Source organism: Synechococcus sp. MW101C3 (assembly GCF_002252635.1).
GTDB lineage: Bacteria > Cyanobacteriota > Cyanobacteriia > PCC-6307 > Cyanobiaceae > MW101C3.
Genome location: NZ_NQKX01000006.1, coordinates 222,065 through 236,063, shown reverse-complemented (window position 1 = coordinate 236,063; position 13,999 = coordinate 222,065). Strand labels below are relative to the sequence as shown.

General features: G+C 64.9%; 14 protein-coding genes and 1 pseudogene. 5 read left to right on the top strand and 10 right to left on the bottom strand.

Features of this window, described 5'->3' with window-relative positions; translation table 11 throughout:
- Positions 1-17 precede the first annotated feature (17 nt).
- The 3 genes from CJZ80_RS09485 (at position 18) to CJZ80_RS15700 (ending at position 4,176) form a co-directional block, all read left to right on the top strand.
- Entirely contained in the window at positions 18-2,051 is a 2,034-nt protein-coding gene (locus tag CJZ80_RS09485; protein ID WP_233132949.1) for a prolyl oligopeptidase family serine peptidase, read from the top strand.
- A complete protein-coding gene (locus CJZ80_RS09480) occupies positions 2,048-3,472 on the top strand; it encodes a sodium/glutamate symporter (protein ID WP_094512744.1) in 1,425 nt (474 codons plus the stop codon). The genes CJZ80_RS09485 and CJZ80_RS09480 overlap by 4 nt, the downstream gene beginning before the upstream one ends.
- Before the next feature lie 512 nt (positions 3,473-3,984).
- On the top strand, positions 3,985-4,176 hold the full coding sequence (locus CJZ80_RS15700) for a hypothetical protein (protein WP_144037002.1): 192 nt from the start codon (positions 3,985-3,987) through the stop codon (positions 4,174-4,176).
- A 161-nt stretch (positions 4,177-4,337) separates the two neighbouring features.
- Here CJZ80_RS15700 and purB read toward each other — a convergent pair whose 3' ends face one another.
- Together purB and CJZ80_RS15695 are read right to left on the bottom strand one after the other, a co-directional pair.
- Positions 4,338-5,639: an adenylosuccinate lyase gene (gene purB / locus CJZ80_RS09475; RefSeq protein ID WP_094512821.1), complete on the bottom strand. Its 1,302-nt coding sequence runs from the start codon at positions 5,637-5,639 to the stop codon at positions 4,338-4,340.
- 128 nt (positions 5,640-5,767) lie between these two features.
- Positions 5,768-5,926 (bottom strand): hypothetical protein, encoded by a 159-nt coding sequence (locus tag CJZ80_RS15695; RefSeq protein ID WP_233132963.1) that lies wholly within the window; start codon positions 5,924-5,926, stop codon positions 5,768-5,770.
- On the opposite strand from CJZ80_RS15695, the pseudogene CJZ80_RS15690 reads away from it, so the two are divergent.
- Positions 5,864-6,560 (top strand): annotated as a pseudogene (locus tag CJZ80_RS15690) (TlyA family RNA methyltransferase); the annotation flags it as partial. The gene CJZ80_RS15695 and the pseudogene CJZ80_RS15690 overlap by 63 nt on opposite strands.
- A gap of 590 nt (positions 6,561-7,150) precedes the next feature.
- On the opposite strand, the gene CJZ80_RS09465 reads toward CJZ80_RS15690, so the two are convergent.
- A complete protein-coding gene (locus tag CJZ80_RS09465; protein ID WP_094512742.1) occupies positions 7,151-7,489 on the bottom strand; it encodes a P-II family nitrogen regulator in 339 nt (112 codons plus the stop codon).
- A gap of 354 nt (positions 7,490-7,843) precedes the next feature.
- Positions 7,844-8,065 carry a DUF4278 domain-containing protein gene (locus tag CJZ80_RS09455; protein WP_094512741.1) on the bottom strand — a complete coding sequence of 74 codons (222 nt, stop codon included), beginning with the start codon at positions 8,063-8,065 and terminating at the stop codon, positions 7,844-7,846.
- 350 nt (positions 8,066-8,415) lie between these two features.
- Here CJZ80_RS09455 and queF point away from each other — a divergent pair, with 350 nt between their 5' ends.
- Entirely contained in the window at positions 8,416-8,820 is a 405-nt protein-coding gene (gene queF, locus CJZ80_RS09450; protein WP_094512819.1) for a preQ(1) synthase, read from the top strand.
- 77 nt (positions 8,821-8,897) lie between these two features.
- On the opposite strand, the gene CJZ80_RS09445 is transcribed toward queF, so the two are convergent.
- From CJZ80_RS09445 to CJZ80_RS09420, 6 genes are all read right to left on the bottom strand, one after another.
- Complete coding sequence (locus tag CJZ80_RS09445; RefSeq protein ID WP_094512740.1) at positions 8,898-10,262, bottom strand: cytochrome c biogenesis protein ResB; 1,365 nt, start codon at positions 10,260-10,262, stop codon at positions 8,898-8,900.
- Entirely contained in the window at positions 10,259-10,981 is a 723-nt protein-coding gene (locus tag CJZ80_RS09440; RefSeq protein ID WP_094512739.1) for a cytochrome c biogenesis CcdA family protein, read from the bottom strand. Before CJZ80_RS09440 ends, CJZ80_RS09445 begins: the two co-directional genes overlap by 4 nt.
- A gap of 48 nt (positions 10,982-11,029) precedes the next feature.
- On the bottom strand, positions 11,030-12,268 hold the full coding sequence (locus CJZ80_RS09435; protein WP_369803022.1) for an FtsW/RodA/SpoVE family cell cycle protein: 1,239 nt from the start codon (positions 12,266-12,268) through the stop codon (positions 11,030-11,032).
- Between the two features lie 154 nt (positions 12,269-12,422).
- Positions 12,423-12,623 carry a phycobilisome linker polypeptide gene (locus CJZ80_RS09430; RefSeq protein ID WP_094512737.1) on the bottom strand — a complete coding sequence of 67 codons (201 nt, stop codon included), beginning with the start codon at positions 12,621-12,623 and terminating at the stop codon, positions 12,423-12,425.
- Positions 12,624-12,656: 33 nt separating this feature from the next.
- Entirely contained in the window at positions 12,657-13,145 is a 489-nt protein-coding gene (gene apcB, locus CJZ80_RS09425) for an allophycocyanin subunit beta (protein WP_094512736.1), read from the bottom strand.
- Between the two features lie 42 nt (positions 13,146-13,187).
- Positions 13,188-13,673 carry an allophycocyanin gene (locus tag CJZ80_RS09420; RefSeq protein ID WP_094512735.1) on the bottom strand — a complete coding sequence of 162 codons (486 nt, stop codon included), beginning with the start codon at positions 13,671-13,673 and terminating at the stop codon, positions 13,188-13,190.
- Between the last annotated feature and the right edge of the window lie 326 nt (positions 13,674-13,999).

Below are 13,999 nucleotides of genomic sequence, written 5' to 3'. Positions count from 1 at the left end.
AATTCTAGAAGGTGCGTGTGGGGGGGAACTGGAGCCCGGCCGAGCCCGCAGCGTTGCCGGCCCGGGTGGCGGTGGAGGCGGCACCCACGGTGAAGGAGCCGCTGCTGCACGGACAGGAGCTGTTCTGGCTGGAGCAACGGCCCCTGGAGCAGGGCCGCGTCACCCTGCTGTGGCGCCAGCGGCCCGGTGGCCCCAGCCAGGAGCTCACCCCCGCCCCCTGGAACCTGCGCAGCCGGGTGCACACCTATGGCGGCGGCGTGGTGGCGGTGGGAAGCGTGGCCGGCGGCACCACCGTGGTGTTCGTCAATGACGGCGACCGCTGCCTGTGGGCGCTGGAGTTGCCGGCGGAGGCCCCCGTGATGCCGGAGCCGTCCCTGCCGCAGCCGCCCTTGCCGGAGCCGAGGCGGCTCACCGCACCAGCGGCCCGGGCTTTCGCCGACGGCCTGATCGACGGCCCGCGCCGGCGCTGGATCGGCGTCATGGAGTGCGATGGCGTCGATCAACTGGTGGCCGTGCCGCTGGCGGGCGGAGAGCCCGTGCTCCTGCACCAGCCCACCGACTTCTGCGGCAGCGCCGTGCTCAGCCCCCATGGCAGCCACCTGGCCTGGGTGGAATGGCAGCAGCCGTTCATGCCCTGGGACCGCAGTCAGCTGTGGCTGGGCCGCTTTGACGCCCGCGGGGTGTTGCACGACTGCAGGCCGCTGGCCGGGGGCGCCGCCACCGGGCCCACCGCCGCCGATGTGTCGGTGGTGCAACCGCTCTGGCTGCCGACTGGCGACCTGGTGGTGGCCACGGACCGCAGCGGCTGGTGGAACCTGGAGCGCCTGGCGGCGGTGGAGCCCTCGGTGGCGGCCGGGCCGCTGCCCCTAAGAGTGGCCTCCCTACCCCCCACCACTGCCTTGCACTGGCAGCCGCTGTTGCCGATGGAGGCGGAATTCGGTCTCCCGGCCTGGGTGTACGGGCGGCACACCACGGGCTGGGATGGCCAGCAACTGGTGGCGGCGGTCTGCCGGGCCGGCCGCTGGGAACTCGGCACCATCGCTCTGCCGGAGCCAGGCGCCGCCGAGGGGCGCTGGCAGCCGCTCGCCCAGCCCTTTGACGCCCTGGATGGTCTGAGTGCCGGCGGCGGCCGGGTGGTGGCCGTGGCCGCCGATGCCGTCACCCCACAGGGCCTGCTGGAGATCGATCTGCGCCACGGCAGCTGGAGCCACACCCCGGCGGGTGGGGCCGGATCAGCAGGAGCGCCGGCGAGGACGACACCCCTGACGGCGGAAGCGATCAGCACCCCGCAGGCGCTCTGGTTCAAGGGGCACGGCGGCCTGCCCACCCACGCCTGGTACTACCCGCCGATCGGCGGCGCCCACCCGCTGGCCCCCTTGCTTGTGAAGAGTCACAGCGGGCCCACCGCCATGGCCGGCACGGGGCTGAATCTGGCGGTTCAGTTCTGGACCAGCCGCGGCTGGGGCGTGGTGGACGTGAACTACGGCGGGTCCACGGGCTTCGGCAGGGCCTACCGCGATCGTCTCGCCGGCCAATGGGGTGTGGTGGACGTGAGCGACTGCGCCGCGGCGGCCACCGCGCTGGTGGCGGCGGGTGCGGCGAGCCCGGAGCGCCTCGCGATCGAGGGCGGCAGCGCCGGCGGATTCACCACCCTGGCGGCGCTCTGCTTCACCGACGTGTTCCGCGCCGGGGCCTGCCGCTACGGGGTGGCCGATCTGGCGGCGCTGGTGCGCAGCACCCATCGCTTCGAGGCCGGCTATCTCGAGGGCCTGGTGGGCCCGTGGCCGGCGGCCCAGGCGCTCTATGCGCAGCGCTCGCCGTTGCACCATGCCGGCCGGATGCGCTGCCCGGTGATCTTTTTCCAGGGCCTCGACGACGAGGTGGTGCCACCCGAGCAGACCGACGCCATGGCTGCGGCCCTCGCGGCCAACGGCCTGGCGGTGGAGGTGCGTCGGTTCGCCGGTGAAGGCCATGGCTTTCGCCGCCCGGAGGTGCGCATCGAGGTGCTGGAGGCCACCGAGGCCTTCTTTCGCCGGCAGTTCGGCCTGTGAGGCTTCCGGACGCTGTGGAATCGCTGCTGCGGGGCTGGCACTGGCCGTTGCTGGCGTTGGTGGTGCTGGTGGTGCTGCTGCTGCTGGGGCGCCTGATCGGCAACCGGCTCGGGATGAAGCGCTGGGGTCTGCCGGAGGCGCTGCTGGCCGGCGGCCTCGGGCTGCTGGTGGCCCCGGCAGGGCTGCTGCCGCTGGTGCCACAGCCGGTGATCGACCTCTGGAACCAGTTGCCGCTGCCACTGCTCACGCTGGTGTTCGCCAGCCTGCTGCTGGGCAAGCCGTTGCCAAAGCTGGGTGGGCTGTGGCGGCCGCTTTCCGGGCAGGTGCTGATGGCCCTCACGCTCGCCTTCGGCCAGTTCCTGGTGGGCGGGCTGGCGGTGCTGCTGGTGCTGCAGCCCCTGCTGGGCACGAGTCCGGTGATGGCCCTGCTGATCGAAGTGGCCTACGAGGGTGGGCATGGCTCGGCGGCGGCGATGGGCCCCACCTACGAGCGCCTGGGGCTGGAGGGCGGCCAGGCCTTGGGGCTGGCGATGGCCACGGTGGGGCTGCTGGCCTCCACCGTGGTCGGCGGGCTGGTGGTGGTGCTGGCGCGGGCACGGGGCTGGCTCAGCTTCGGCGCCGCGATCCCGTTGCAGGAGGCGATGGAGATCGTGGTGGAGCAGACCCCACCGCTGGAGGCGATCCCTGCCGACCAACCCCTTGAGGAAGGCACGTTGGAACTGCCGGCCTGGTGGCGGCAGGGGGCGGACTGGGCGGTGAACATGGCCCTGGCGGGCATCGCCGTGGCGATCGGCTGCGGTCTGCTGGCAGCACTGCGCTGGGGCGCCGATCGCAGCGGTGGGGTGTTCGCCATGGTGATCGACGCGCTGCCGGTGTTCCCGCTGGCGCTGGTGGGGTCGCTGCTGGTGCGGCTGGCTTTGGAGAAAAGCGGCCAGGAGCGCTGGGTGTCCACACCGATCCAGAGCCAGACCGGCACGCTGGCGGCAGATCTGCTGATCACAGCGGCCACGGCCTGCCTCGACCTGCGGCTGCTGGCCGCCGACTGGCTGCCGCTGACGGTGCTGGCGCTGGCGGGCCTGCTCTGGAACCTGGCGGTGGTGCTGCTGCTGGCCCCGCGGATCCTGCCGGCCGACTGGTTCGAGCGGGCGATTCTGGAATTCGGCCAGGCCACCGGCGTGGCCGCCAGCGGCCTGTTGCTGCTGCGCATGGCCGACCCGGACGATCGCAGCGAAGCGGTGACGGCCTTTTCGATCAAGCAGTTGCTGCTGCAGCCCCTGCTGGCCGGCGGCGTGATCACCGTGGTGGCCCCGCTGGTGGTGGTGGGCTGGGGACTGCCGGCCTGGACCTCCCTCTGCCTGGTGCTTGTGCTGCTCTGGATCGCTCTGGGGCTCGTTCTGGCACAGCAGGCAAATACTGACTGACACGCGCGGCTTTGAGAGTGGCAATCAAGGCACCTGCCAAGAACAATCCAGGCAATCAAGTCTGCAAGCAATGCTTGTAACCCAACAATGCTCGCGGCGGCCCTTCACGTTGCAGGCCAAGAGTTGACTGTAGTGATGCCAGCCTCTTCGAACGAATGCTCCTTTTTTCTTGCCATTATCAGCACTGATGGACACACCATTTGGCCGAGAATGACCTGCCCAGAAACCTGGGACGCACCAAACGCAGATTGATCAAGGCGGCCAACGCGCTCAACTGGCAGCTGGTTTTGAGCAACCGCACGTAGATCCTCCCAAAGCCGAACGACTACTTGATTGCGCGAAAAGGATGTTCACCCTTTAGCAGGAAGTGAGACGGTTATAGGCAGGCGCCTACGACTTGGCGCAGCCAACCTGGATCATCCAATGGTCCATCCACAGCAATGGCAGGCCGCGCCACCTGCTTAGTCTCAGGAGTGCTCGGAAGGGGATGAACCTGCCCTCAAATCAGGACGATGTTCAATGCCTTGCTTACCATCGCCGGTATCGGCAGCATCTGGCTTAGCTTGGCGCAACTCAGGCGCTGGCATGAGGTCATGAACATGAGCGACTGTGGTCTCCACCTCAATCCCGGGCGACTGGTCGCCCGATCAGTTGCTGAATGCATCCCCGCGGTCAACAAAATTGCTGGCGGAAACCAGCAATAGCGAAGTCATTGAGATAAAGCGTTGACACATAGTAGTTGATTGGTCGTCAGGGGAGCAATACTACGACGCCAATACAACGATACCGACGTCCGGGCGTCTCCTTTTCGGTTTCCGTGAGCAATTCTGCGTGTGTGGCCCGCTTGCAAGAACGGGCGCACACCTCAGTCGTCCAGGCCTAGTCGGGCCCAGATCACCCCAAGCTGGGCGCGGTGCAGATCGGTGGAGAAGCACATGTCCAGTTCGGCAGTGCTCAATACGCCTGTCACCTCGGGGTCGGCCAGCAGGTTGGCGCGAAAATTCCCGCCCTCGGTGTTCCAGGCGCTGTGGGCGTGGCGCTGCACCAGCTGATAGGCCTGCTCACGGCTGAGCCCATGCTCCACCAGTGCCAGCAGCACCCGTTGGCTGAACACGACACCTCCGTAGATGTGAAGATTGCGGGTCATGTTGTCGGGATAGACACCCAGCCCTTGGACTACCTCCGTCATTTCACGCAACATGAAATGCAGGGTGCAGGAACAATCCGGCAGCATCATTCGCTCCACAGAGCTATGACTGATGTCACGTTCATGCCAAAGCGCCACGTTTTCCAACGCCGCCACCGTGTAGCTCCTCAGCACGCGGGCCAGCCCGCTGATGCGTTCGCTGCGAATCGGGTTGCGCTTATGGGGCATCGCTGAACTGCCTTTCTGCCCCTTGGCGAAGTTCTCTTCCACCTCAAGCACATCAGTGCGCTGCAGATTCCTGATCTCGGTGCTGAAGCGCTCCAGGGAAGCCCCCACCAGTGCCAGGGTCTGCACATACTCCGCATGGCGATCCCGGCTGATCACCTGCGTGCTGGCCGTATCCGGCTCCAGCCCCAGGCTGGCGCAGGCCAGAGCCTCCACCTGGGGATCAGTGTTGGCGTAAGTGCCCATCGCCCCGCTCACCTGGCCCACGGACACCGTGGTCTCGAGCTGCTGCAGGCGCTGGCGGTTGCGCAGGCTTTCGGCCAGCCAACCCGCCACCTTGAAGCCGAAGGTGATCGGTTCGCCGTGGATGGCATGGGAGCGCCCGATCATCACGGTGTCCTTATGAGCGCTCGCCAGCTGCCGCAGCGCTTCCACCAAGGCCTCCATCTCTTGCAGCAGCACGCGTACCGAGCGCTTCATCTGCAGGGCGAGCCCGGTATCAAGCACGTCCGAGCTGGTCATGCCCACGTGGATGTAGCGCCCCGCAGGCCCCACGTGCTCATTCACGTTGGTGAGAAAGGCGATCACGTCGTGACGCACCTCTGCCTCGATCTCCAGGATGCGCGGCACCTCAAAGCGGGCCTTGGCACGGATTTCGGCCATGGCCTCAGCGGGCACCCGGCCGAGGGTGCAGTTGGCTTCGCAGGCGGCCAGCTCCACATCCAGCCATCCCTGGAACTTGGCCTCTTCGCTCCACAGAGCGCCCATTTCGGGCAGGGTGTAACGCTCGATCAAGGCTCCACGGCGCAGGCACACCTGGCCAATCTATGGGGCAGTCCTCTGGCCTCCGTGGCGCAGCGTCCGGTGGCGCTTCAACACACTTGCGGGCGCTGGCCAGCTGGTCCCGGCGTGGTTGGATGGCCTCAGATCCGCCGGGGATCCCAGTCGGATATACCCAGAGCCAAGGCGTCATGGGCAGAAAACAACGCCTTGATCTGCTGCTGGTCGAGCTGGGTCTGGTGACCAGCCGCCATCAGGCCCAGCAGCTGATCCGCGCCGGCCGGGTGCGGCTGCAGGGCCACGTGCTCGACAAGCCGGGGCAGGAAGTCGACAAGGAGCTGGTGCCTGAGCTCGAAGCCCCGCCCCGCTTTGTGTCCCGCGGCGGCGAGAAGCTGGCAGCGGCGCTCCAGGCTTTCCCGCTGGCATTGCGTGGCCGCATCTGCCTCGATGCAGGCATCTCCACAGGTGGTTTCACCGATTGCTTGCTGCAGAACGGTGCCGCCAGGGTCTACGGCATCGATGTGGGCTACGGACAGACCGCCTGGTCGCTGCGCAGCGATGAACGCGTGGTGCTGCGGGAGCGCACAAACCTGAGGCACCTCGATCCCGCCGACCTCTATCGACCGGAGGATCCCTGGCCCGACCTGGGTGTGGCGGATCTTTCCTTTATTGCGTTGGCGCGGGTGCTGCCCGCACTGCGCGGCTTGCTGCGCAGCGATGCGGCTGAAGCGGTGGTGCTGGTGAAACCCCAGTTCGAAGTGGGGCGTGAGCGGGTCGGCAAAGGTGGGGTGGTACGCGATCCCCGCGCCCACGTGGATGCAATTTCAGCGGTGATTGCGGCGGCGCTCCCCTGTGGGTGGAGGGCAGCGGGGCTGGTGGCCTCGCCGCTCACGGGGCCCGCCGGCAATCACGAATACCTGCTCTGGCTTCGCCCTCAATCCCTCGGGAGCAGCGCTGCAGGGGACGAACCCCTCAGGAACACTGGGCTGATGGGAACTGCCGAGTGCTCACAAACGGGCGTGCTCTCAGAAGAGTGTGGTCACCCACAGCACCCAGAGCGCTCAGAACACGGAGAGCCAAGGATCAAGGCTGGGAATGCAGTGCCCGCTGAGCGTGCAAGGGCCGCCGAGATTGCAGAGCTCGCTGAGAGTGCAAAGCTGGCTGCGGGTGTAAATTCGGCTGCGAGTGGATGGGAGACTCAGCTTGTTTCCACGGCAGAGTCTCCAAACGCTGCTGAAGCGCCGCATGGCGGTGAACAGTCATCCGTTGATGAGCAATCACCCGACGCTGAGCGGACATCAGACGCCTGGCTTACGCGCCATGGTGAGAGCTCTCAGATGAATGCTCCCTCAGATGATGCGATTGGCCAGCAAAGGGAACTCGCAGCGGCAGGTGGAACACTTGAGGCTGCCGCTATTGAAAGGATCGTGAAATCGACACTGCACTGAACTCAGTGCTTGCCCTTCATCGGTGCTGACCTGAAGGTGAGCTTCAGGTCAGCTGAATCCAACAGCTGAAGCGATGCTTCAGATTGCCGTGCTGTCGCGATCGCCGGTGCGAATCCGGATCACGGTGCCAATGGTGCTAATGAAGATCTTGCCATCGCCAATCTCTCCGGTGCGTGCGGCGTCCTGAATGGCGGTCACCACTGTGTCCACATTTTCGTCTTCAACCACCACTTCCAGCTTCAACTTCTGGAGGAACTCGACTGTGAACTCGGAGCCGCGGTAGCGCTCCACCTGGCCCTTCTGACGGCCAAAACCCCTGACCTCACTCACGGTCATGCCAACGATGCCCGCATTCACCAACGCAACTTTGACATCCTCGAGTTTGAAGGGACGGATGATGGCCTCAACTTTTTTCATGAATTCTCCTGAGATTTCAGAACGAAAAGGTTAGTTTGAAGATTGGATCGAGACAGGCAGGATAGGGGTGCGACAGACAAGCAACCCAGCGGCCCTGGCATCCTCGCAGAGAAGATCCGCAGAGGATCCGTCCACTTGGATTTGACCAGCGGCCAACAGCGACCAGTGCTCGATTTCGAAGTGGGTTTGCAACCACAACATACCGATGGCCGATTGAGGGCCCAGCCTGAAGCCCCCATCGCTGGTGGACGTAAGAGCGAGATCCATGAAAAGACCCTGCAACTCAGGCCATTAGGCCCGAGCCTGCAGGGCTCCGGTGTAGCAGTTGCTACGGGGAGATCCCCGTGTCAGCGTTCAGCCGGCGTTCACCTGGCGGGCGGCTTCGGCGCGCCTGTGGTGATAGGCATGGCCGCGGTAGTGAAGCTCAAGTGCTTCGTCGGGCTGGGTGGGCTCGTGACGCAGGGCCTCGCGGTAGTGAACGCCTCTATAGACGTGCTCAACGGGCTGGGCCGGGAGTTCAGCGTGTTGGGTGCCGTCGTAGGCGACGCCGCGGTAGACGAGTTGGGTCTTGGTCATGATGGATGGCCTCGAAGAGGGTGGGGATCACCAGCCCGCTGGCTGGTGCCGCTTCGTGGGAAGGAGCGTTGCTTCGCCTCGCGGTGGGGCTACTTCCGACAGGGGTGGAGAGCGGATCGCCCCTCACCTGGTCAACGGTTTGTCCTTCGATGCCTTTCTAGCAAGTTCGCGCTGTTCGTGACGAACATTTTCCTTTCATCTTCGTAAATCGTTGCGAACGGTCTGTCTTTGTAGCATTCCCCCACAACCCGCTCCCCCATGCCTGCAGGCCCTGTGCTCCCCTACCGGTGGGCCCGCGCTGCCTAAAGCAAAGCCGGGACAGGCCTTTCCCCAGCCCTGCTGCCGTGACCCTGCCCACCCCACCGGCCACCACCACTCCGCATTACGGCGAGCGGGTGATCGCCGAGTCCCAGTTGATCGGTTTTGACAATCCCCGGCCCGGTCGCGCCTACGAAGTGGCGATCGAGCTGCCCGAGTTCACCTGCAAGTGCCCCTTTTCCGGGTACCCCGACTTCGCTGTGCTGCGCCTGCTGTACCAGCCGGGCGCCAAGGTGCTGGAGCTCAAGGCGCTCAAGCTCTACGTCAACAGCTGGCGTGACCGCAGCATTTCCCATGAGGAAGTGGCCAACCGCATCCTTGACGACCTCGTGGCTGCCAGCGATCCGCTTTGGATGCAGCTGGAAGCCGATTTCAATCCCCGAGGCAATGTCCACACTGTGATCCGGGTCAGCCACGGCGTTCGGCTGCCCTGCTGACCCGACGGCTGGAAGCGCTGCTCTCATCCGGAGCCGGCCCTGAGGGCCAGCTCCTGGGCGTCCCCCGGCCCTGAGTTTCAGACCGTTTGCGGTTGCCCCTGCTCCTTGGCTTCGCCGGTGGAAGGGCGCAGCTGACGAATCTCCAGGAGCAAGGCAGGCAGCTCCCCGGCCAGCGCCGTGAGATTGCGGTTGCAGAGGCCACCCACGTGCAACTGATCGTGTGCCGGGTCGGAGATGCCCCAAAGCTGGCGTGTGGCGATCAGGCTCAGCGCGCCGCCGGCGAGGGCAATCGCAAAACCGCCGTAGACCAGTGGCACACCTGGATCTTTCTTGAGCAACAGGCCGCTTGCAGGCATCACCTCGGCCACGCGCAGGGATAACCCGTTGATGTCGATCGGAGCGCCGCCGGGGCTCAGCCGGCCGATGGGTTGAGCGTTAGCTGCGTAAACCTCCACGGGGCCCTGCTCGCTGCTGAGGGTGAGCAGGACCGGTTCGCTGCCATCCGGGCGGGTCGGGACGGCCAGGCCCCAGACCTGCTCGCCCAGTTCGGGCAGTGCGCGCAGCGGAAATTGCAGCAGGGGGCTGCGACCCAGCTGAATCGTGATCGCCGCCAGTGACCAGTCGGCCTGATAGACGGTCATGCCCCGAAAGCGCAGCGGGTGGTTGACGCTGATCTCGGTTTCTTCCACAGGCGCCCCGGTGGAATCCAGCAGCTTGAGCTGGGAGCGGAACTGCTCCGGGCGGCCGACCGAATCACGATCAATCTCGAAATGCTCGAGCGCCACGGTCAGCTGGTTATCCCCTCTGGAGTTGAGCAGCTCGAGCTCGCGGCCAGGCGCCAGATAGCGCTCCAGCCGCTGGCCCGCCAGTGCGCCCCAGGCCGAACCCACCATCAGCACCACCAAGCCGGCGTGCACCAGAAGGGGCCCCACCCGGCCCAGCACCCCTTTGCGGGCGGCCAGGCGACCGTTGGCCGCCTGCAACTGCCAGCCCTTGGTATGCAACAGGTGTTGCAGGTTCTGCAGGTCGGTGTCCGGGTCTGCGCTGGGGATGGTTTCCGCCAGGCTGAGCTTGCTGAGCTGCCGCGGGGAGTGATAGTCAACCCAGCGCAGCGCTGCCTGCAGGGCGGGCCATTGTCTCCGCCAACTGCACAGCACAAGCGAGAGGCCCAGCAAGGCCAGGAGAGCGAGGAACCAGCTGCTGGCGTAGACGTGGTCGAGCTGCAGCTTCAGGATCCAGTCGCCGGTGACCACGCCCAACCAGGGCTTGCGGTCGTAGAGCTGGTGATAGGCCTCACTGGCCTCACGCTGGGGAATCAGCGTGCCGATGGCGCTGGTGGCGGCGATCACCAGCAGCAGCCCGATGGCGAGGCGAAGGTCGGAGAGCCACGCGAGCAGTCGCCGCCAGGTCGGTGTGCGGGTTTGAACGGGAGAAGGAGTCACGAGAGCTGCGCCAACAATGCCAGTCCACCGCTGGTGATCAACACCACGCCGCTGATCGGAGGCACCCAACGGCTGAGCGCGCGCAGCGCCAGCAGGCGCTGCATTGAGGCGGCGGCACTGCCGGCCAGCACCAACGGGAGCACCTGGCCGGCACCAAAACAGGTGAGCAGCACCATCCCCACCAACGGACGGCCCTGCTGGGCCATCCAGCCCAGCAACACCGCCAACACAGGGGTGGTGCAGGGGCTGGCCGCCAGACCAAAGGCCGCACCGGCCGCCACCGGGCCAAGCGGCGCCGGGACGCGCCCGCGCCAACGTTCCGGGTCAGGACCAGCCGGCAGGGGAAGGCGCAGCAGGCCCAGCAGGTTGAGCCCCATCACCACCGCGAGCACAGCCACCACGGTGGGGATGAAGCCTGGCACCTGCCCATAGAGACGCCCCAGAACGGCACTGGCGAGACCCAGCATCACGAGGGAGAGCACGATCCCCCCGGCAAAGCAGGCACTCAGCAGCCATGGCTTGGAGGTTTTGCTTGAAAACCCCGCCATGTAGGCGACCGTGACCGGCAGCAACGAAAGGGAGCAGGGCCCCAGGCTTGTGAGCAAACCAGCGGCGAAGATCAGAACCAGGGTGGAAGGGCCTGGTGCGTTGAGCGAACCGATGATCAGATCCTCCGCCCAGCGGGCCAGATCTGCGACTTGGAACCCCACCGCATCCATCCGTTTGCTGGCAAGGCCAGGGGGTTGGCCTGGCACTGATAAGGATGGTCAGCCTATCGGGGCATGGTGGGCCAGGTCGCCAGCCGACCGGTCCGTCCCCTGGCGTCGCCGCCGGCCAGTGGGTTGGTCCAAGCCGGCTGATTCCAGGGAACAGCGGATCAACAATCCGGCTGTCAACAAGCTGGCCAGCAGTGAGTTGCCGCCGTAGCTGATCATTGGCAACGGCAGGCCGGTGGTGGGCATCGAGCCACTGGCCACGGCGATGTTGAGGATGGATTGACCGACCAGCAAGGTGGTGGCACCAATCGCCACGAGGCGCTGCTGGTTGCTGCGGCAGCCCAGGGCCACCCTCAGCCCCACGAAGCCGAACAGCAACAGGAACAGCAGCATCACCACCGACCCCACATAGCCGAATTCCTCAGCAAAGACGGCGAAGATGAAATCGGTGGACTGGATCGGAAGGTATTGGAGCTTCTGGGTGGAGAGACCGAATCCTTCGCCGAGAACACCGCCAGAGCCGATGGCCAGCAGGCTCTGCACCAATTGATAGCCATCGCCTTGAGCATCCCGCCAGGGGTCCAGGAACGACACCACGCGGACTCGCTGGTACTCGTTGATCAGGATGCTCGCTACACCCGTGATGCCGCCGGCTGCTGCGGTGGCCAGCAATCCCAGCAACGGGAGCCCCGCCGCCAGGGCCATCAGCCAGAGCAACAACCCAGTGAGTGCCGCGGTGCTGAGGTTGGGCTGCCGAAGGATCAGGAACAGAATCACGCTGAAAATGCCCAGCCAGAACATCTTCTGGTCGTTGCCGATGCGGCTCCAGTGAGCGAAGAGTGAGGCCCCCTGCAGCACGATGAACGGTTTGATCAGTTCAGATGGCTGGATCTGAACGGGACCCAACACCAACCATCGACTAGCCCCATTGACGGTGCTGCCCGCCACCAGCGTGGCGAAAATCAACACACCACCGATCAGTACGGCCGGGGCAGCCAGCCTCAACCAGCGTCTCAGCTGGGTGCGAATCGACAACCAGAGCAGAACCCAGCTCGCCAGCATCCACAGTGCCTGGCGTTTGAGGTAGAAGGCCGGGTCGCCCATCTCACGCTCCGCCACCCACCAACTGGCAGACGACAGGATCACCAGGCCCGCCAGGCTCCAGATCGCCACCATGCCGAGCAGCAGACGGGCTTCGGCAGGCCACTGTTCCCAGGTGAAACCAGCGGTTCGCTGGGTCCCCTCCTTGGATCCCGCCGCATGGGCGCCAGACCTAGCGCGAGGTGTCAGAGAACCTGGCACGGGTGGAAAGGGAAAACCATTCCCTATTCAGCCGTGTCGCTGCGACTTTTTCAGTGCAGCAGGGACAAAAAAAAGCCCGGCTGGGCCGGGACGTGACGGTAATGATCAGTGAAGACCACTACAGATGAAGCAAAACTCAGGCTTAGTTGCCGACGTTGACCTGACGACGGCCGGTAGCCAGTTCGACTTTGAGGATCTTGCCTCCCTGCTTCATGATTCGCTGTTGTTCAGCAAACCAGCTTTCATACGGCACCCACTTGGTGAAGAAAGTGTTTTGCAACTCCCTCTGACTCCGCACCTTTTCTGGGCATGGAATGCAGGCCGTGATTTTGAACAGACGCATGAAGAAGCCCTCGCTGAGTTCCTTGGGAGGTGATCAGTTGCCCAGGCCGGAACTGATGTAGTCGAGGTAGGTGCCGAGCTCGCGACCGGCATCAGCGCCGACCAGAGAAGCTGCCGTTTCCTTCATCGCCTGGATCGACTGCACCGTGGCACCGATGGGCACACCCAGAGAGTTGTATGTCTCCTTCAGGCCGTTGAGGACACGCTCATCAAGGATGGAGGTGTCACCAGCCAGCATGGCGTAGGTGGCGTAACGGAGGTAGTAGTCGAGATCGCGGATGCAAGCGGCGTACCTCCGAGTGGTGTACATGTTGCCGCCCGGACGGGTGATGTCCGAATACAGCAGCGTCTTGGCCACAGCTTCTTTGATGATCGCTGAGGCGTTGGCGCTGATGGTGGCAGCAGCCCTCACACGCAGTTCGCCACTGGCGAAATACTGCTCAAGGCGTCCGATGGAGGAATCGTCCAGGTAAAGGCCCTGAACGTCGGACTGATTGATGACGTTGGTGATCGCGTCTTGCATGTGTCCGGGGAAGAGGCGGTGGGCAGGGGGTGTGGCGAACGCTCAGGAAAGGGCGCCGATGACGTAGTCGAAGTAGAAGCCAGCTTCTTCGGCATCGGCTCCCGTGAGAATTCCGAGAGAGGCGTTCTTGAGCTCCCGCACGGCTTCGGCCATGGCCTCAAGCGGTGTGCCCAGTGCCTTGTACATCTCGCGGGCACCGATGATGCCGATCTCTTCGATGGGCGTCACGTCTCCCGCGACCATTCCGTAGGTCACGAGACGGAGGTAGTAGTCGATGTCCCGAAGACAGGTGGCTGTCATCTCTTCTCCGTAGGCGTTGCCGCCCGGGGAGATGATGTCGGGACGCTTTTGAAAGAGGGCGCCGCCGGCCTGCTTCACAATGCGCTCGCGGCTCTCGCTCAAGACCTGAGCCACCCGCAGACGGCGCTGCCCGCCGGCTACGAAAGACTTGATCTGGTCGAGTTCGCCAGGGCTGAGATAGCGGGCTTCGGCGTCCGCGTTGATGATCGAGTTGGAGACGATGCTCATGCAGTTCTGCCTCGAAACAAGCGGTCGCCGTTATGGAGACCGATATCCGGTGGGTAAGGGATGCCCCCCTGACCTGCGACGTCCGATGGCTTTGAGGGCCAGAGCGAATGGTGTTGCAAGCGTGGGCTGACGATCGTGCTTGCCGATCGCCGAATCATTCTGCGGCAAGACCCACCGCAGGCCTGGGCCCGGTAACAGTTCTTCACGGCGAGCGAACCGCGAAATCCCAGGTGGGGCAACGATTTTCGCCGATCCATCACGCCGTGTTCCTGGGGGTCATTGTCAGGAAACTCCATGGAAAACATTGGCTGCCGTTGGACGTTGAT

What these genes read in the sequence shown, in the direction of transcription:
- CJZ80_RS09420 (WP_094512735.1), bottom strand. Translation starts at nt 13,673, where the DNA reads ATGAGCATCGTCTCCAACTCGATCATCAACGCGGACGCCGAAGCCCGC.
- CJZ80_RS09440 (WP_094512739.1), bottom strand. Translation starts at nt 10,981, where the DNA reads ATGGATGCGGTGGGGTTCCAAGTCGCAGATCTGGCCCGCTGGGCGGAG.
- CJZ80_RS09465 (WP_094512742.1), bottom strand. Translation starts at nt 7,489, where the DNA reads ATGAAAAAAGTTGAGGCCATCATCCGTCCCTTCAAACTCGAGGATGTC.
- CJZ80_RS09455 (WP_094512741.1), bottom strand. Translation starts at nt 8,065, where the DNA reads ATGACCAAGACCCAACTCGTCTACCGCGGCGTCGCCTACGACGGCACC.
- CJZ80_RS09430 (WP_094512737.1), bottom strand. Translation starts at nt 12,623, where the DNA reads ATGCGTCTGTTCAAAATCACGGCCTGCATTCCATGCCCAGAAAAGGTG.
- CJZ80_RS15700 (WP_144037002.1), top strand. Translation starts at nt 3,985, where the DNA reads ATGTTCAATGCCTTGCTTACCATCGCCGGTATCGGCAGCATCTGGCTT.
- apcB (WP_094512736.1), bottom strand. Translation starts at nt 13,145, where the DNA reads ATGCAAGACGCGATCACCAACGTCATCAATCAGTCCGACGTTCAGGGC.